The 17669-nt window shown below is 70.1% G+C and carries 17 protein-coding genes, 3 pseudogenes and 1 riboswitch; of the genes and pseudogenes, 7 read left to right on the top strand and 13 right to left on the bottom strand.

The annotated features are described in order from the left end of the window. Window positions 1-44: 44 nt before the first annotated feature. Together HS041_RS30075 and HS041_RS30070 are read right to left on the bottom strand one after the other, a co-directional pair. Window positions 45-1667, bottom strand: a complete 1623-nt coding sequence (locus HS041_RS30075) for a methyl-accepting chemotaxis protein (protein WP_196444186.1) — start codon at window positions 1665-1667, stop codon at window positions 45-47. A 257-nt stretch (window positions 1668-1924) separates the two neighbouring features. After that, window positions 1925-2587 carry a DUF4097 family beta strand repeat-containing protein gene (locus HS041_RS30070; protein ID WP_196444185.1) on the bottom strand — a complete coding sequence of 221 codons (663 nt, stop codon included), beginning with the start codon at window positions 2585-2587 and terminating at the stop codon, window positions 1925-1927. 233 nt (window positions 2588-2820) lie between these two features. Here HS041_RS30070 and HS041_RS30065 point away from each other — a divergent pair, with 233 nt between their 5' ends. From HS041_RS30065 to HS041_RS30050, 4 genes are all read left to right on the top strand, one after another. Beyond that, the gene (locus HS041_RS30065) at window positions 2821-3570 is read left to right on the top strand and encodes a helix-turn-helix domain-containing protein (RefSeq protein ID WP_196444386.1); all 750 of its coding nucleotides are present in this window, start codon (window positions 2821-2823) and stop codon (window positions 3568-3570) included. 434 nt (window positions 3571-4004) lie between these two features. Then, window positions 4005-5219: a tryptophan synthase subunit beta gene (gene trpB, locus HS041_RS30060; RefSeq protein WP_196444184.1), complete on the top strand. Its 1215-nt coding sequence runs from the start codon at window positions 4005-4007 to the stop codon at window positions 5217-5219. Then, on the top strand, window positions 5216-6001 hold the full coding sequence (trpA, locus tag HS041_RS30055; RefSeq protein WP_196444183.1) for a tryptophan synthase subunit alpha: 786 nt from the start codon (window positions 5216-5218) through the stop codon (window positions 5999-6001). Before trpB ends, trpA begins: the two co-directional genes overlap by 4 nt. Continuing rightward, complete coding sequence (locus HS041_RS30050; protein WP_196444182.1) at window positions 5998-6744, top strand: GntR family transcriptional regulator; 747 nt, start codon at window positions 5998-6000, stop codon at window positions 6742-6744. Before trpA ends, HS041_RS30050 begins: the two co-directional genes overlap by 4 nt. 64 nt (window positions 6745-6808) lie before the next feature. On the opposite strand, the pseudogene HS041_RS40555 reads toward HS041_RS30050, so the two are convergent. Together HS041_RS40555 and HS041_RS30045 are read right to left on the bottom strand one after the other, a co-directional pair. Further along, window positions 6809-6946: pseudogene (locus tag HS041_RS40555) on the bottom strand (hypothetical protein); the annotation flags it as partial. 89 nt (window positions 6947-7035) lie between these two features. After that, window positions 7036-8220 (bottom strand): annotated as a pseudogene (locus HS041_RS30045) (MFS transporter); the annotation flags it as partial. Window positions 8221-8354: 134 nt separating this feature from the next. On the opposite strand from HS041_RS30045, the gene HS041_RS30040 reads away from it, so the two are divergent. Then, entirely contained in the window at window positions 8355-9290 is a 936-nt protein-coding gene (locus HS041_RS30040; protein WP_196444180.1) for a LysR family transcriptional regulator, read from the top strand. A 136-nt stretch (window positions 9291-9426) separates the two neighbouring features. On the opposite strand, the gene bluB is transcribed toward HS041_RS30040, so the two are convergent. From bluB to HS041_RS39540, 3 genes are all read right to left on the bottom strand, one after another. Then, window positions 9427-10074: a 5,6-dimethylbenzimidazole synthase gene (bluB, locus tag HS041_RS30035; RefSeq protein ID WP_196444179.1), complete on the bottom strand. Its 648-nt coding sequence runs from the start codon at window positions 10072-10074 to the stop codon at window positions 9427-9429. Between the two features lie 182 nt (window positions 10075-10256). Then, the gene (locus HS041_RS30030) at window positions 10257-10838 is read right to left on the bottom strand and encodes a recombinase family protein (protein ID WP_501224839.1); all 582 of its coding nucleotides are present in this window, start codon (window positions 10836-10838) and stop codon (window positions 10257-10259) included. A gap of 235 nt (window positions 10839-11073) precedes the next feature. Continuing rightward, window positions 11074-11235: a TrmO family methyltransferase domain-containing protein gene (locus tag HS041_RS39540; RefSeq protein ID WP_271217825.1), complete on the bottom strand. Its 162-nt coding sequence runs from the start codon at window positions 11233-11235 to the stop codon at window positions 11074-11076. Window positions 11236-11319: 84 nt separating this feature from the next. Here HS041_RS39540 and HS041_RS38865 point away from each other — a divergent pair, with 84 nt between their 5' ends. Beyond that, window positions 11320-11703: an MmcQ/YjbR family DNA-binding protein gene (locus HS041_RS38865; RefSeq protein WP_230879858.1), complete on the top strand. Its 384-nt coding sequence runs from the start codon at window positions 11320-11322 to the stop codon at window positions 11701-11703. 428 nt (window positions 11704-12131) lie between these two features. Here the strand turns inward: HS041_RS38865 and HS041_RS30020 are convergent, their stop codons facing one another. The 6 genes and pseudogenes from HS041_RS30020 to HS041_RS38860 form a co-directional block, all read right to left on the bottom strand. After that, window positions 12132-12896, bottom strand: a complete 765-nt coding sequence (locus HS041_RS30020) for a DinB family protein (protein WP_196444178.1) — start codon at window positions 12894-12896, stop codon at window positions 12132-12134. 231 nt (window positions 12897-13127) lie between these two features. Further along, a complete protein-coding gene (locus HS041_RS30015; RefSeq protein WP_196444403.1) occupies window positions 13128-13328 on the bottom strand; it encodes a hypothetical protein in 201 nt (66 codons plus the stop codon). Between the two features lie 32 nt (window positions 13329-13360). Continuing rightward, a pseudogene (locus HS041_RS30010) lies at window positions 13361-13897 on the bottom strand (integrase core domain-containing protein); the annotation flags it as partial. A 266-nt stretch (window positions 13898-14163) separates the two neighbouring features. Further along, the gene (locus tag HS041_RS30005) at window positions 14164-14637 is read right to left on the bottom strand and encodes a signal peptidase II (RefSeq protein ID WP_196444176.1); all 474 of its coding nucleotides are present in this window, start codon (window positions 14635-14637) and stop codon (window positions 14164-14166) included. A gap of 426 nt (window positions 14638-15063) precedes the next feature. Continuing rightward, complete coding sequence (locus tag HS041_RS30000) at window positions 15064-15486, bottom strand: hypothetical protein (RefSeq protein ID WP_196444175.1); 423 nt, start codon at window positions 15484-15486, stop codon at window positions 15064-15066. After that, entirely contained in the window at window positions 15483-15770 is a 288-nt protein-coding gene (locus tag HS041_RS38860) for a (2Fe-2S)-binding protein (protein WP_307845510.1), read from the bottom strand. The genes HS041_RS30000 and HS041_RS38860 overlap by 4 nt, the downstream gene beginning before the upstream one ends. 54 nt (window positions 15771-15824) lie before the next feature. Then, a riboswitch (cobalamin riboswitch) is annotated at window positions 15825-16010 on the bottom strand. Window positions 16011-16444: 434 nt separating this feature from the next. On the opposite strand from HS041_RS38860, the gene HS041_RS29990 reads away from it, so the two are divergent. Continuing rightward, window positions 16445-17608: a coiled-coil domain-containing protein gene (locus tag HS041_RS29990; RefSeq protein ID WP_307845509.1), complete on the top strand. Its 1164-nt coding sequence runs from the start codon at window positions 16445-16447 to the stop codon at window positions 17606-17608. The last annotated feature ends 61 nt before the right edge of the window (window positions 17609-17669 follow it).

The raw sequence follows: 17669 nt of genomic DNA, 5'->3' as shown, positions 1-17669 counted from the left end.
TTGCGGGCCGCCGCACCCTGCGGTACTGCCATGCGACGAGCGGTTCAGACGCGGAAGCGGGAGACCGCGGCGGTGAGGCCGTGGGCCAGCTCAGCCAGGTCCTTGGCGGCCTGGGCGGCCTGGATCGCGCCGGTGTTGGACTCCTCTGCCGCATGGGAGACGTCGGCGACGCTGCGCGCGATGTGATCCATTCCGTCGGCCGCCTGGCCGACGCTGCGGCTGATCTCCTGGGTGGTCGCGGTCTGCTCCTCCACCGCCGAAGCCACAGTGGTCTGGTGCTCGTTGATCTGCTCGACGATCTCGGTGATCTCCGACAGGGCCTGCGCGGCCTCGCCGCTGCTGGCCTGGATCGCGGCGATCTTGCGGCTGATCTCCTCGGTGGCCTTGGCGGTCTCCTGGGCCAGTTCTTTGACCTCGGTCGCCACGACCGCGAAGCCCTTGCCCGACTCGCCGGCGCGGGCGGCCTCGATGGTGGCGTTGAGGGCGAGCAGGTTGGTCTGCTCGGCGATGCTGTTGATCACCTTGACCACGTCGCCGACCTCGCTGCTGGCCGTACCCAGGGCGGCCACCGAGGCGTTGGTCTGGGAGGCGACGGCCAGCGCCTTCTGCGCGACCTCCACCGCGCTGGCGGCGCTGCGGGAGATGTCGGCGATGGCCGCGTTCATCTGCTGGCTGGCCCCCGCCACGGTCTGCACACTGGCCGAGACCTCGTTGGCCGCGCCGGCGACGCTGTGCGACTGCGTGGCGGTGGTGGTGGCGCCGGACTCGATGCGCGTGGCCAGGCCGGTCAGGTCGGCGGAGGCGGAGGTGAGCTGCCCGGCCTGGGCCTTGACGTGGTCGACGCTGAGGCGCATGGCGGTCAGCGAGCGGCACAACGCGGTGGCCATCATGCCGACCTCGTCACGGCTGGCGGTGTCGGGAACCTCGGTGGTCAGGTCTCCGTCGGCCACCGCGTTGAGCGCGTCGGCGACGCGGCGCAGCGGCCGGCTGATGCCCCGGGCCACCCACAGGGCCAGCCCCAGGCCGAGCATCACCGCGATGCCCAGGCCGGCCAGGGAGAAGGCCACGGCGCGGTCGTACTCGGCGTCCAGGTCGGCCGCGGTGGCCGCGGCCTCCTTCTCCTCCGCGGTGAGCATCTCCTTGAGCAGGTCCTTGGCCGCGTTGTAGGGCGGCAGCGCCTCGCCGTCCTTGACCGCCGAATAGGTCGCCACATCACCCTTGAGCACCGCGGGGATCATCTTCTGCGAGGAGATCGCGGTGTAGGCGTCGAGCTGCTCGATGAATGCGTCCACCGTCTGCGGCGCGGCGGCGACCGGCCGGTACCGGGTGGCCAGGTCATTGATCGCTTCGATGTCTTCGGCGACGTCGGCGGCCTTGGAGGCGATGGCCTCCGAGCCCGGCTTCATCATGACCATCACGTTCTGGTCCAGCCGCAGCAGGCGGAAGGTGTCGCGCAGGTCCGAGGCGACGACCATGGGCTGGACGTTTCCGGTGTAGATCGACTGACCGGCCGAGCGGACCTGGCTGGTCTGGGATAGCGTCACCAGGTTGGCGGCGGAGGAGGCCGCCAGTGCGAGCAGCACAGCACTGGTGATCTTCGCGCCGACCGGCAGGTCGGCCCAGATCCGGCGGCCTGCCGGTCTGGTCGGCAGGGGGGTGGCTGGCATGGCTTTGTCCTTCGGAGGAAGTCGGAGGAAGAAAGTGACGAACGCCTCCTTCGTCGGCGCTCGTCACCCCGAGCTGAGGACATCGCCTCTTCCGCACTTGTAAGGACCGGGCAGGGAGAAGATCTTTTTTCGGGACGGCCGGGTCGACACCGTCGAGCACGACCTTGTCGCGGTAGGACGTGCGCAGCCCGTTCGACGAGGTGGCCAGGCTCGTCATGACGGGTGCTCCTCTGAGGAGCAGCCTCAGAGGCTGCTCCTCAGAGGCTGCGGGCGGTGATGTCGCCGTAGGCGGTGGTGGCGTGGATGTCGAGCTCGGCGGCGCCGTCGTTCTTGAGCGCGTTACTGACGCGGCCGTAGGAGGTGCCGGCGTCCAGCGAGGCCGAGACGCCGGGGGCGGCGCCGACCGAGATCGCACCGGACTGGGCGCGCAGCACGACCGTGCCGCGCACGGCCTCGGCGATCCGGATGTCGCCCTTGCTGGTGCTGATCTCTGCGGGGCCGTTGAGGCGACCGACCTCGACGTCTCCGGCGACGGCGGTGAGGCGGACGCTCGCGGCCTCGTCGATCTTGATCTGGCCGTACGCGCCCTCGAAGACGACGTCGCCGAGGCGTCCGACGCCCCGGAACTCGGCGCTGGCGGCCTTGCCCTCGATCCGGGAACCTGCGGGCAGCTGGACCGTCACCTCGATGGACCCGGAGGAGCCGAGGACCTGGTTCTTCACCGGCGTCTCGATCCGCAGGACGCCGTCGCGGTAGTCGACCGTGGTCTGCTCGGCCGCCTTCACATCACGGCTCTTGGAGGCGTTCGCGGGCAGGATCTCGACCGCGGTGTCGGCGCGCTCGGCAGCGATGACCTGCACACGCCCGGCGGGGATGTCCAGGACGGTGGCGATGGGGGCGGGGGTGTCGAACTTCTGCATTGTTCTCTCCTTGCGGCTGGTCGTTTCGAACAATGCAAAAGCTACGTTGCTTTCCAAAATCTCGCAACAAGATCTTTGCTTCAGAATCATATTCATGCAGGTAAGCGCCACAAGAATGTTGCAATGGGTTGAGATTTAACGCAACGACAGACACTCCGATCGTTGCAATGAGTTGAGGGTGAACGCTATGGTGGAGTCGTCGGCGATCGCCAGGGAACATCAGGGAGGCCATGATGCCGGGAGGCAGGCTCACTCAGCAGGACCGCCAGCAGATCGCGCTGGGGCTGGCCGACGGTCTGGCCTACGCGGAGATCGCCAGACGCCTCGACCGGCCGACCTCGACGATCACGCGCGAGGTGATGCGCAACGGCGGCCCCACCGCCTACCGGGCCGACCTGGCTCACCGCGCCACCGAACGCCGCACCCGCCGACGCAGGCAGACCGCCCCCGCCAGGGCGCAGGCGGCCCCGCAACCGCACGGACGCGACGCCGAGGCCGTCCGTGAGTACGAGGAGACGTTCACCACCGTCCTCATGGCTTCAGGCCTGCCCAAGCTGATGGCACGGGTGCTGAGCTGCCTCTACACCACCGACGCCGGCAGCCTCACCGCGGCCGAGCTGGCCCACCGCCTCCAGGTCAGCCCGGCGTCCATCTCCAAGGCGATCGCCTTCCTGGAGAGCCAGGACCTCGTCCGCCGGGAACGCGACGAACGCCGCCGCGAGCGCTACGTCGTCGACAACGACCTCTGGCACCAGTCGACGATCGCCAGCGCCCGGTCCCTCGCCCAACTCGTCGAGGTCGCACGGCAGGGCGTCGGCGTCCTCGGCGGCGACACCCCGGCCGCCGCCCGCCTCGAGAGCATCGCCCGCTACCTCGACTTCGTCAGCGAGAGATTCACCCGCGCCGCAGAACAAGCCCGCGAAATCCTCTACACCCACCCCAAGGAAACCCGCGACGCCGGGACCGACAACCGCCCGGGGTGACAGACCCCGCCATGGCCGGCCGAGCCGCCGTATGCGGATCACCCTCATCGGCGACACCGGCCATCTCGATCCCGCCTTCCTGCATGACGTCCCGCTCCCGAACGTGTCAGGGCTTGAGCGACGACAGAACGGCCGGTCCGGAGCTACCGAACCGGTGACGGTTCGGCGGGGAAGCCGTGCTTCCCGGCCTCCCCGCGCGGGGCCGGGCCGCTTCTCCGATCACCTCCTCCAGCGCCAGCGACACCGCCAGGCAGATGGTCGTTGCCCGAAGCACCGGGTGGGGTCAGGGCGAAGCGCACGCCCTCGGCCGCCTCACGCCACCACCCCGCCCGAGGCGCCGCCGGTCCCTTGCTGCCGGCTCCCCGGGATCCGGGGTTTGCCGACCGGAGGCCCTGGGCTACTGTTCTAGAACAGTCGAGAGAGGGAAGACGATCATGGGCGAGGTATCCCGGTCCGGCCGGCAGGGCGTCACGGTGCCCGCCGCCCGCGCGATGAGCGACCCCGGCGTCACCGGCCGGTTCGGAACCTACGGCGGAAGGTACGTGCCGGAGTCGCTGGTCCCGGCCTGCCACGAGATCGAGGCGGCGTTCCGCGAGGCCTGGAGCGACCCCGAGTTCCGCAGCAGGCTCGACACCCTGCTCACGGTCTACGCCGGCCGCCCCACTCCGTTGACCCCCGCCTGGCGGCTCTCCCATGAGCTCGGCGTCACCTTGTTCCTCAAACGCGAGGACCTCACGCACACCGGCTCGCACAAGATCAACAATGTGATCGGCCAGGCGCTGCTCGCTCACCGGATGGGCAAGGAACGGCTGCTGGCCGAGACCGGCGCGGGCCAGCACGGCGTCGCCACGGCCACCGCCGCGGCGCTCCTGGGCCTCAAGGCGACCGTGTTCATGGGCGAGCGCGACATCGAACGGCAGGAGCTCAACGTTCTGCGGATGAACGTGCTGGGCGCGGAGGTCGTGCCGGTCACGACCGGGAGCCGCACCCTCAAGGACGCCTGCAACGAGGCGATGCGGCACTGGGTGTCGTCGGCGGACACCTCCTACTACTGCATCGGATCGGTGATGGGCCCGCATCCCTATCCGTGGATGGTGCGCGAGTTCCAGCGGGTGATCGGCGAGGAGGCCCGCGCCCAGTGCGCCGCCGAACTCCCCGTCGGTGTGCCCGACTACGTGGTCGCCTGCGTCGGCGGCGGCTCCAACGCTGCGGGCACGTTCGCCGGCTTCGTCGACACCACTGCCCGGCTCATCGGGGTCGAGGCCGAGGGCGGTGCGGCGGCGACCTTCGGCAAGGCCGGGGTGCTGCACGGCTTCCGCTCGCTGGTCCTCCAGGACGAGAACGGCCAGGTGAGGGAGGCCCATTCGGTCGCGGCCGGCCTCGACTATCCGGGGATCGGCCCCGAGCACGCCCATCTACGCGACAGGGGGCGCGCCCGCTACGAGACGGTGAACGACGAAGAGGTCATCCAGGCGCTGCTGTGCCTGGCCCGCACCGAGGGGATCCTGGCCGCACTGGAGTCCTCACACGCCGTGGCCTGGGTGATCCGGGCCGCCAAGTCCGGCGAGATCGCGCCGGGGTCGACCGTGATGCTGACACTCTCCGGCAGGGGAGACAAGGACATCGCCTCCATCAAGGAGCTGCTGTGACCCAATCCCTGGAAGAATTCCTGACCGCACGCCGTGGCACGGGGCGTCCCCTGCTGGTGCCCTATGTCACCGCCGGGGTCACCCCCGGGTGGACGGACGTCGTCCACGCCTACGCCGACGCCGGAGCCGACGCCGTCGAACTGGGCTTCCCCTTCTCCGACCCCATGCTGGACGGCGTCACGATCCAGGAGGCCTCCGACCGGGCGATCGCGGCCGGGACCACGGTCAAGGGGATCCTCGAGAAGGTCGCGGCGCTCGAGGCCGACGTGCCGCTCATCGCGATGACCTACAGCAATCTGGTGGTGCAGCAGAGCACCGCGGAGTTCTGCGCGCGGCTCACCGCGAGCGGGCTGCGCGGGCTGATCGTGCCTGACTCGCCCCTGGAGGAGGTCGGGGAGCTGGCGGACGCCGCGGCGGCCGAGGGCCTGGATCTCGTACTGCTCGCCGCTCCGTCCTCCTCCCGGGCCAGACTGCGCGAGATCACCGAGCGCAGCCGGGGCTTCGTCTACGCACTGACCCGTATGGGCACCACCGGCGAATGCGGCGAGATTCCCGAGCAGGCCGCCCGGCTCGGCCGCGAGCTCAAGGGACTCACCGACCGGCCGGTCCTGTTCGGTTTCGGGGTCTCCAACCCGGCACAGGCCGCCGAGCTGGCGGGTCATGCCGACGGCGTCGTGGTTGCTTCGGCGCTGATGCGCAAGCTCCTCGACGGCGCCCCGCCACGCGAGCTGGGAGAATACGTGGCGAGCATTCGACGCGCACTCGACCAGGGAGCCAGATGAGCAGTACGCCCCGCTACCGCGCCATCGCCGACGACCTGACCCACAAGATCAAGTCGGGCCACTACCGCGCGGGCGAGGCGTTGCCCGCGCAGCGTGAGCTCAGCGCCTTCTACGGCGTGACGATGATGACGCTGCGGCAGGCGTTGCAGGTCCTCAGCGGTGAAGGGCTGATCGTCCAGCGGGCCGGCCGCGGCACTTATGTGACACCGGCCAGTGCGCAGTACCCCCTCGACACGCTGCGCAGTCTCGGCGACGATCTACGCAGGCAGGGTTACCCCCTGCGGACCGAGGTGCTGTCGGCCGCCATCCGGCAGGCCCCGCGCTCGCTCACCCGGCTGCTGGGCGACGCGCCGGCCGACCCCAGGGCCCTCCGGCTGGCACGCGTACGGCATCTGCTGGGCCGGCCCGCCGTCCACCAGATCTCCTGGATCGTCGAGCCGCACGCCTCGGCGATCAAGAGGACCGATTTCACCGAGACCCCGCTGTACACCGCCCTCGCCGACGTCGGCGCGCGAGTGCACCGGGCGACTGAACGGGTCAGGCCGGCCCTGCTCACCGCCCTGGTCGCGGCGCGGCTGCAGCACCCGGCGGGCAGCCCGGTCTTCGTCAGCGAACGGACGACCTACGACGACCAGGGCGCCCTGATCGTCATGGACCACGCCACAATCCTCGGCGAGTGGATGGAGATCAGGGCCGAGCGCAAGGCCACGGACCTGTCGCTGCACTGGGTCTCCCAGCACTGACCGTTCACGGTTTGAGGGGAAGCTCCAGACGGCCACCCATGGGCGGAGCATCCGCTCAAGACCGCTACAACCCGGGGAAGACCGTGAGTTCCCGACGAGGGACCTTCAGCATGGCTGAACTCACGGCGGACACGCCGTTGTCGTCGCCGGCGCCCTCGGGCAGCTCGGTGACGGTGGCGGGGATGTCGGCGACGGCCCAGCGCCAGAACCCGGACCCGGTGAGGGCGTCGGGGGCGTAGACGGTGACGGCGCAGCTGTCTCGGAGGGGAGAGCGGCCGGGCGGCGGGGGAGCAGCAGCGGGGTCGCCAGCAGGAGCACGCCGGCCAGGCCGATGGCCGTACGCGGGCCGAGCAGGCCGCCCAGCACGCCCCCGGCGGCCGTCAGGAGCGCGGTGGAAGCCTTGGTCGTCACCGCCCAGGCGGACAGCGTGCGGGCGATCCGGTCGGTCGCGGTGCGTTCGAGGCGGTAGGTGGCGTAGACGGGGTTGAAGACCCCGCAGCAGAAGACGAGCCCGAGTTCGACGCCCATCACCAGCAGCAGCCCGCCGGTGCCCGGCCCCAGGAAGGCCAGGCCGACGGGCCAGAGCGCGCGCAGCGTCCCGGCCACGACCAGGACCTGGTGCTGCCCGAACCGGGTGACGAGCGGTCGAGCCAGCCGCGAACCGAGCAGTCCGCCGATCGCGGGCGCGGCGAAGGCGAGGCCGTACTGCCACGGTGCGAACCCGAGCTGGCCGAGCATCAGGACGACCAGCAGCGCGTCGGTGGCCATCACCAGGCCGTTGAACAAGGCGGTGTTGAACAGCAGCGGACGCAGCGTCGCGTCGGCGAGGATGTACCGCCAACCGTCGAGCAGGTCCCCGGCCCGCACGCGCGCGGCCTGCCGGCGCTCGGGCGCCGGCTCCCGGCCGCCCGTCGCGCGGATGCCCAGGGCAGAGAGCAGGTAGCTGACCGCGTCGGCCGCCACCGTCGCCACCGGACCGAGGAGCCCGATCGCGGCACCGCCCAGCGGCGGTCCGATGATCGTGGTCGTCCAGGCCGTGGACTCGAATCGGGCGTTGGCGACCAGCAGGTGCTCGGCCGGCAGCAGCGTCTTCAGGTACGCGCCGGAGGCGGCGCGGAAGGTGATGTCGGCCGCCGCGACGACGACCGAGACCAGCAGGAGCTGGACGAAGGAGAGCACGCCGAGCGCGAGCGCGGCGGGGATCGTCAGCAACGCCGCGAACCGCACCAGGTCCATCCCGATCAGCACCGGCCGCTTGCGGCGGAACTCCACCCACGGGCCGAGCGGCACCGCCACGGCCGCGCCCGCCAAAGCCCCCACGGAGGACAACGCTGCGACCTCCGCCGGCCCGGCGCGCAACACCTGGATGGCGATCAGCGGGAACGCGCCGAAGGCGAGCCACGTGCCGAGCGCGCTGGTCCCGTACGCTCCCCAGAGCCACCCGAACTGCCGCCCCAACCGGTACCCGCTCCGCATGCCCGAGGCTCCTCGCCACCCACTCGCACAACCGATCCGCGACCGAAAGCATCAAAGCGCGCCCCATGCCAGGGGATCAAACAACCACCAGGCCACCTGGCCACAACCAACGGTTGTATCCATAGGCTGTCCGCATGGACCTCGACACCGTCCGGACCTTCGTCGCCGCCGCCGACACGGGGCAGTTCCGGGAGGCCGCCTCCGAGCTGGCGGTCACCCAGCAAGCCGTCTCCAAACGCATCGCCGCGCTGGAGCGCGACCTCGGAGTGCGGCTGTTCACCCGCACTCCGCGCGGCGCCGAACTCACCATCGACGGGCAGGCGTTCCTGCCCCACGCCCGGGAACTGCTCCGGGTCGCCGAGCGCGCGGTCGCGTCCGTCCGCGCCGGCAGCCGTCCGCTGCGCGTCGACATGATCGCCTCGCGCACCGCGGCGTCGGGCCTGATGCGCGGTTTCCACCGCGCGCACCCCGAGATCGAGCTCGACGTGGTGATGCTGTTCGACGTCGAGACGGCCGTCGCCGCCATCTCCTCCGGTGCGATCGACGCGTCCTTCCGCGCCGTCGCCGCACCCGGCCGGCCCCTTCCCGAGGAGATCGCGTCCGTCCGGGTGCTCGACGAGCCGCTCCAGCTCCTCACCGGCCCCGCCCACGCGCTGGCGTCCGCCCGGTCGGTCACCCTGACCCAGCTCGCCGGGCACCGGATCTGGATGCCCGGCATCGTCCCCGGAACCGAGTGGGCCGCCTACTACGACGACCTCGTCGCCGAGTTCGGCCTCACCATCGAGGCGACCGGCCCCAACTTCGGCTCCGACGCGCTCCTCGACACCATCGCCGACACCCCGGCCCTGGCCACCTTCATGGGCGAGCAGACCCGCCTCGTCTGGCCCGCCGACCACGGTCTGCGCCGCATCCCGGTGACCGACCCCACGCCCGTCTACCCGCACTCGCTCCTGTGGCACCGCGACAACCCCCACCCCGCGCTGGCCGCCCTCCGCGGCCACCTCGCCGCTACAGCGGACCGCCGCGGCGCCGCCGGGACCTGGGCGCCGCACTGGGCAATCCCGCGTTGAACGCCGCCTCGACGGGCCGGACCGGCGGACCGGGATTCAGGGGGCGGGCATCGGCACGCTCCGGTCCGGCCCCTCCGACGGCCGCTGTGCCGGGCAGGCGTCGCGGCCGACCGCCTGCCCGTGGCCGGACGTCAGGTCACCAGCGTTCGCGGCGGACCACCGTCTCCAACGGGAGGCGGTTCCGCCAGCCGCGCCGCTCCAGGTCGGGGACCACCTCGAGGTGGGTGACCGGTCCCAGGCAGAGCCAGGCCACCGGGCGGATGCCGTCGGGGATGCCGAGCAGGTTCTGGACGAAGGGCTCCCGGTAGAACGAGACCCAGCCGACGCCCATGCCCTCGGCGGTTGCGGCCAGCCACAGGTTCTGGATGGCCAGGCAGACCGAGTACAGCCCGGCGTCGGCGATGGCGTGCCGGCCCAGCACCGCGGGGCCGGCACGCTCGGCGTCGTAGGTGACGACCACCGAGAGGCTGGACTCCAGCACTCCGTCGATCTTGATCTGGGCGAACCGCTCCGCTTCGGCTCCGGTGAGGGACGCCGCGAAGACGTCCCGTTCCCGCTGGACGTGGTCGTGGAAGGCCCGGCGGGTGCCGGAGTCCTCCACCAGGATGAAGTCCCACGGCTGGGAGAGCCCCACGCTGGGCGCGGCGTGCGCGGCGGCCAGCACGCGCGTCAGGACGTCACCGGGGACGGGCTCGCCGTTGAACTGGGACCGTACGTCGCGGCGGCGGTGGATGACGTCGTAGAGGCCGGTGGCCGAGGGAACGTCGAAAGGACCGGTGCTCACAGGCAGGCTCCCGCTGTGTCGTGCCGGAATTGCACCGGACTTCCCGATTCCCTTTCCGGGGGAGGCACCTCGCGCTGGTCTGTGCCGGAGGCGACTGTAGCGCAACCCGCGCTGCCGCCCGCCGTCCCGGTCACGTGGAGGAGCGACGAGAGAACCGGCGATCAAATCACAAAAAGGTTAATCTACATTGTAAAATCGAGAGGAAGTGAAATCTCAAACCCGGACGGGTCGTGGTTGCCCTGAAGTTCGCCGGTGAGGAATTCCAGGGCGACGCCATAGGACTTGAGCTGCTCGGCGAGCTCAGCCAGGGCCAGGCCGCGTCCGAGGCGCTTGTGCTCGTGGACCACTAGCGTGACACCGAGGCTGGCGGCCCGCAGCTCCCGCGCGAACTCCGCCGCACGGTCGAGCTCGGGACGACTGACGGCGCGGGTTGAGATCTTCTCGGAGAAGATCTTCGTCACGCCCGCGGCGGTGAGAGAGTCGAGCTGGGTGTCGAGCGACTGTCGGGCTGTGGACGCGCGAGCGTACCCGATCCGGACGTGCCCGCTCAGCTCGGCCCCGGAGCTTGCGGGGCGGGGCAGTTCGACCCACGGAGTGCCCGGCTTGCGGATCGGCGGGGTGACAACCGTCAGGGCCTTGGCGAGCGAGGGGACGAGGCGGAACCGGGCGGTGTGGTAGTTGATCGCCACCCTGCCCTTGCTGGTCCGGCAAGGTGACCCGGCGGGCGCGGCACAGCCGGACATGGGGCAGCCGTGGGTTTCCACGCTGAGGTACCCGTCATTCACCCGGCGAGTGTTTCATGGGGTCGTTTCATGTGGCTACAGTTTTGAAACGACCTATGAAACGGCGAATGCCCTGTTCGCGATCTCCGGTGAGAACTGTTTCATGTGTGCTCGTCTATGAAACACCCGCCGGGATCGACCGGAAGTGATCTCGCGGGCCCAGCCTTCAGCCGACCGGTTCTGTGGGACGAGATCTTCCGGGGCCCGCGATCCAGTTTTAGTAGTACTGATGCATCAGGTTGGTTGCCCAGGGGGCTTGCCGTACCTCGTCCTGCGGCGCGAACTCGCGGAGGTACGGTTTGATGTCCAGCACCGGCGTGCCATCCAGGGCGTCAAGATCGGCCACGTGAAGCGCGCGCCCAGGGCCCGATAGTCCTATGACGTCGGCGCGGCCCCGCCAACCCCGGAGACTCTGATGTGCTGATGTCCTACCCGGCGGGCAGGATGGGCACGGGAGGTACAGATGAGCGACATCGCGGGCGTTCCACCCGCCGCTGTGGGCCGGCTCCGGGTGATCTGCGGGGAGCTGCCCGAAGCGTACGAGGAGCCGGCGTGGATCGGCTTGCGGTGGCGGATTCGCCGGCGGACGTTCCTGCACGTCTACACCACCGACGTGAGGGGGTCGGCGTACATCGATATGGACGATCCGGCCATCCTGATGACCTTCCGGGCGCCGCCCGGGGAGTTGGCCGCGCTGGCGCATGCCGGCCCTCCGTTCTTCCGGGCCGACTGGGGTGTGAATGTCGTGGGAATGGTGCTGGACGACGAGACGGACTGGGTCGAGGTTGCCGAGCTGGTGACGGCAGCTATCGCGTGCAGGCGCCCCGCCGCCTCGCGTTCCGGCTGAAGGCAGGTGGATGAACCGCCGGGTACCTCCCCACGTTGCACCATATCCAGGTTCGGTGCTGAGAAACATTCCTATTCACGGTGGGATAGGTCGGGTTGCCGCACTGGCCAGAGATATTTCAGGAGACGATTCCGATGACGACATCACCCAGTGCCGCATGCTCCGGCCGTCTGGCCGGATTTGCGGGTGCAGTTCATTCCGGGCGTGATCGCCTTCGCAGGTCCACCGCGGCGTGACATCGAGGAAGACCTCGCGTCGTTCGTTGGGGAAGCCCGCATTGCTGGTCTTTCCGTAGCCGGTCGTGACTACCTCGCCGGTCGGCACCGCGCCCTGGCTGGGCAGCGCGGGTGCGATGAGGGGCTCCGACAGCAAGATGGGCTGGTCAAGCGCAGGATCGCAAGATCGCCGTCCATTGCCGGGACGCGCCTTCACTCGGTTCGGGCACCGGCCTCGAGCACGGTGAGGTCGCGGACCGCATACCGGTGATGCTCGGCCTCTTCCTTGCACACCACCGTGAGGCAGCGGCGCACGACGTACTCCCGGTCCGGATATGGGTCCGCCGGCTTGCGACCACACACCCGATCGAGCTCGGCCTCGGTGAGCTCGTCGACGACCCGGCGCATCGTGGCCATGCGGGCGAGCCGCGGCGCGAGTACCTCGTCGAGCGTCGGGGTGGCATCGAGGGTGAGCCCGAGCTTCGCCGATGCTTCGGCCGGCATCCCGCCGCTAGGAAGGCCCAACGGGTGGTACGGCGCGTCCTCCTCGAGCACGGCGTTGCCGATCCAGGCATCGCTGGCCATCAGCAGATGCCGCTGCGTCTCGACGAACGACCACTCGCCGTCGACCTGCTCGTGCAGCTTCGCCTCGGGTAGGCGCCTGGCGCGGTCGAGCGTCTCCTCCCATTGCTTCTCGATGGCATCCCAAGCGGCCCGGTATTCGGCGGCGGACGTGGCCTCACGGGCCAGCACCCGGTTGGGATGCAGCCGGTCGAGCTCGGCCTCGACGTAGGCGGTCACGTCGACGTCGTTGACAACGACACGCTCGAAGCCGCCACCGAGGGAGACGTTGCCCCCATAGCAGTCCACGATCTTCAGGCCGGTGACGTCGCAATCGCGAATCTCGAGGCCGGAGAGGTCGCTCAGGTGGATGCGGGCACCACGGAACTGGTCACTTTGGGTGTACTCAGCAGGCATTGGGACAGTTTCCCGTATCCGTCCCGCCCGTGCCAGTGAATGGCACAACGTGAGGGTTGCGTGTTGCGTCCGGGTGGGGGAGTGCGGGATCGAGCATCTTGGCGAGCGCTCGACGATCGATTTTGCCCGCACGGTTGAGGGGGTCGGAGTGATTTGGAACGAAATCCCGATCCTGGACAAGGTCGGACGGGGTCGCCATGATCACGAATTTGGCGGCTGGGCGCATGCCTCTTACTTAGTGGAGCCATCGGCGGCGTGGACGAAGGCGTCCAGGAATCCGGTCCAGGAGTGCACCTCGAACAGCAGATCCGGCAGTTCGATGCGGGGCAGCATCGCGGCGGTCGTCGCCCGTAGCCAGCGCAGCATCTCGCTTTCGCCCAGCGCGCCGAGCCGCTCCACATTCAGCTTGGGGCGTCCCCTCTCCGGGACCACGATGGAGATTTTGGCCTCTTCGCCCGCTTCCTCTAGTTGTTCTGTCCCGTGAGGTTGAGTACGCGGCTGGCGGGTGGTCGGCCATTCAGTGCGGTGTGACCGCGGTGGTGATTGTAGGCGTGCAGCCACTGCGGGAGGGCTTGGCGACGCTCGGTCTCTGAGGTGTAGGGCCGGGCGTAGGCCCATTCGTCGAGCAGGGTGCGGTTGTAGCGCTCGACCTTGCCGTTGGTCTGAGGACGGTAGGGACGGGTGCGTTTGTGCGTGATGCCCGCGGTGGTCAGGGCATCACGCCACAGACGTGAGCGGTAGCAGGAACCGTTGTCGGTCAGCACGCGGGTCACGGTGATGCCGCAGCCGGTGAAGAAGGCCTGGGCGCGCTGCCAGAAGGCGGTGGCACTCTCTTTGGTCTCGTCGGGCAGGATCTCGGTGTAGGCCGGGCGGGAGTGGTCATCGACGGCGTTGTGCAGGTAGCCGTAGCCGAGATTCGGGCGGCCGCGGCGGGTGCGTGCCCGCTGCGGGTCGCGGTGGGCGGAGCTGTTGCGGTCTCCTGCGGCACGGCCGTTACGCCGCAGCCTACTCATCCGTCAGAAACTCAACCGGCATGAAGCGGACGATAGCTACCTGATCGGCTGGTTCGTCCGCATCGTGATCGAACTGTGGTGCTCACGACCAGCGAAAACGCCAAGATCATTCTCACCGCTAATGGCTGTACCGCTGTTCCTCAACCCCGGAATCCGGCGCCCAGGGCCGACCCCGCACCCAGCCAGATCCGCCAGCGCCGGTCCGGGTTCTCTGACGGCAACCTTGATCCACCGTTTCCGAGCGGACCGGTCTGTCAGGCTGCCCGGTCGAGGGAGATGCCCCGCGCGCTGAGCAGCGCCACGAAGACGCAGCTTCCGACGAGGGCGATGTCGGCGAGGTTGCCGACGAACAGTCCGCCGTAGTCGATGAAGTCGACGATGTGGCCCCGGGCGAAGCCGGGCGGGCGGAACAGGCGCTCCAGCAGGTGAGAGGCGGCGCCGCCCAGCAGCGCACCCAACGCCACGGTCCAGGCCGTCGAGCGCAGCCGCCGCCCGACATGCACGATGCCGGCCACGACCGCAGCCGCCACCAGGGTGAACACCCACGTCATCCCCTCGCCGATCGAGAAGGCGGCACCCGGGTTGAACAACAGCCGCAGCTGAATCACCCCCTGGATCACCGAGACGCGTTCGCCGTCGGCCAGCGCCGAGACCGCCCACAACTTGGAGGCCTGGTCGGCGAGAAGAACCATGACGGCCAGCGCGAGCATCCACCCGTACGGCCGCATTCCTCGTCTTGCTGCCCGCGCACTTCGTTCGTCTGACACGCCTACCTCGCAATCGTGGGATCGAGCGCAGCAAATCTAGCGATACCGACCTGGCGGTGGATACGGCGATGACGGTCCGCCCCTCACCCCCGTATACCGGAGCAAGGAGTCCACGACGGCCAGCACCAGCGCCCATCCGGCCAGCGCGTCGCTCGGCCAGTCCGCGCCCAGCTCCAGCCGGGATAGGCCCGCCGCGACGGCGAACAGGTCGGCGGTAGGAGCCGTCCTCAGAGGACGGCTCGGTAACAGCAGCGCAGGGTGTCGGAAGTGATCACCCGAGGGATTTGCTGACGCTCCGGACGGCAGGCGCTCAGCTGAGGCGAAGGCGACATCCGTCACGTGAATGGCCCGCAGGTCAGCGCCAGGTCGCGCAGGCCGGCGTCGTCTTCAGGGCGCAGCTTGGCCGCCCAGGAGCGGAACGCGGCCAGAGCCTCTTGTGGCTCCTTCTTGCAATGGCGGAGGATCGCCATCGGGCGGCGGGAGCCGGCGGGGCGGGGTGAAGCGGTGGAGTTCGAGGATCGGCGGCAGCGGGACCAGGCCGGGACCACCGGCACGGACCCACTCGGCGACGTCGGCGGTGGCGTGCTCGTCGTTGACGAAGGCCAGCCACACCGGACGGCCACCGGCCGCCCGTCCTTCCGGCGTCGGCTGCACGATCAGGACGTTGGCCTGGTCGCACACGTCGAGGCAGCCGGTCACCCGGACCTCGGCGACTTCGGCCAACCGGCGGATCTGCTCGTCGTGATCGAGGGCGGGCACTCTGCGCAGGCTCCCGCAGCAGCAGTCCCGGCACACGGTGATCCTTTTCATGCGTTCCTTCCCCGGGCCGCCCGGTGGCGCAGCACGCAGTCACCGCACATACCGCCTCCGGGCACCCGGTAGTAGAGACAGCAGGTGCGTCGGACGAAGAACGGCCGCGCGGCGAATGTCCCTTGGCCGCGCAGGCGCCCGATACCCATCAGTTCGCTCCCCAGCGCCAGGGCTGCCGCGGTGCACTGCGGCCGGTGCCGGGTCAGAGCCTGGATGCTCCCGGCGAGTGCCGAGGCGGCCAGGGCGAAGGCGAAATAGTCCCCCAGCGCGGCCAGTTCACGCACGCGCGGGCACACGGGCACAGACGTCCGTCCTCTCTCGGGGAGATCCGCCCCGGCTGGCGAGGAGGCGACCGCGTGAGTCTCCTGGCTCTCGGGTCGTCGCTCGTCCCGGCTTTCCCGCCCCGTGGGGTAGTGGCTCGCTCGGGAGTCGCTCGCCGATCACAGTGGCGGGACCGCACCGGAGTCGCACCGGTTTCCTCGTTCCGCCGTCACCTTCACCGGACATGATCCCACAAACGATATAGGGCGCATACCGGCCCCTGACGTCGTCGATGATCGGAGACCGGTCGGCCTGCGGAGTCGGCGCGCTGATGCTCGTCAGCGCGAGCGCCGGTCTGCCCGGGGCTGTGCGAGGAGGGCCGCCCGGGGACTCGTCCGGCGGATCAAGCCATCGACAGGTAAGGGCCTCATGCCTGTCTTCCCGTGGTCGGCCCAGGCCAAGGCAGAGGCAGGGGATCACGACGACATGCCGTGGCCAAGCCACTGACAGCAGCGACGAAACCCCAGGTCGACGAATCGACCGTTCGCGTCCTTCTCCATGTGATCCCGGCAGGGCTAAGGCAGAAGCAACTTGCGGGAATTGTCATTCCCGGTAGTTACCGGTACTTCAAAGCCGCGCAACGGATCGTCTTTACTGACTTCTAATTTCCAGAAATTAAAAGTGGTAGGCTGTGCCGGTGACCGCAGAAGCCACCACCATGACGCCCTGTAAGCACTGCGGGACGCCGATCGAACGGCGCCCGGGGCGGGGACGGCCACGGGCGTACTGCCCGCAGGGCGATTGCCAGGCCGAGGCGAAACGGGAGCGGGAGCTGCGGCGGGCCACCCCGGGCCTGGAAGGGACGCTCGCCCGCGCCGAGGAGTTCTACGAGCGCATGGAGAAAGGCATGGCCGCGGTGATCGCGCCGCTGGCCCACGCCCTGGCCGAGGAGCTGAGCCCGGCCGGAGTGGAGGCCAAGCTGAGCGCGATGCAGGCCGAGGCCCACACCCGGGTGGCGATCGCACGCACCGAACGGGAACAGGCCTTCGAGCAGGTACGGCTGGCGCGCGAAGCCGCCGAACACGCCCGCCGGGAACGCGACGTGATGGCCGGCCAGGCCCAAGAGGCCAACGCCGAGCGCGACACGGCGCTGCGCGACGCCGAGACCGCACGCGAACAGGCACTGGCCGCGCTGCGTGAGGCCGCCAGCACCGAACGCCTGGCCCGCAGCGCCGAGGCGGCGGCGCTGCGGCGGGCAGAGCGAGCCGAGGCGGCGCGGGACGAAGCGGTGCGCGAGCTGGCCGAGCGGGTGGAGGCCGCCGAGGCCCACGTACGGCAGGCACAGGCGCAGGCCGAACAGGACAGGCGCGACAGCGAGCAGGCGCGGGCCGAGCGCGACGCCGCACGCCAGGCGCAGGCCGCCGCACGCGAGGGCAGGGCCAGAGCCGAGCAGGCCTCCGCCGCGGCCGCCGCACGAGCCGAGGCGGCCGAGGCCGAGCGCGACAGGGCGCTGGCGCGGGCCGAAGCGGAGGCCGCCGCGCGGTCACAGGCCGCGGCGGAGGCCGCCGAGGCCGCCGCACGGGCCGAGCGGGCACGCAGCGGCGCCGTCGAGGCCGACCGGCGGCTGACCGCCGCCGAGCACAGCGTCCGGGAGCTGCGTGAGCAGGTGCTCCAGGTCCAGGCCGAGCGGGACGGGATGAGAATGGAACTGATCTTGGAGCGGGCGCGCGTGACCGACCTGCGCGAGCAGGCCGAGACGCTGCGGGCGGAGGCCGCCGCCCTGCGTGAGCGCGCGGTCACGGCGGAGCTGCGGGCCGCCCCCGGCCCGCCCGGCCACCCGTCGGCGCCGTCTTCCGGATAACCGCCCGACGGCCACGGCCGGAACGCCTGATCGGACAGGCCGCGGCCTGAGCGATGACCCC

Source organism: Planomonospora sp. ID67723 (assembly GCF_015711605.1).
Classification (GTDB): Bacteria; Actinomycetota; Actinomycetes; order Streptosporangiales; family Streptosporangiaceae; genus Planomonospora_A.
The sequence above is the reverse complement of the archived record's forward strand: the minus strand, read 5'-3'. Positions and strand labels throughout refer to the sequence as shown.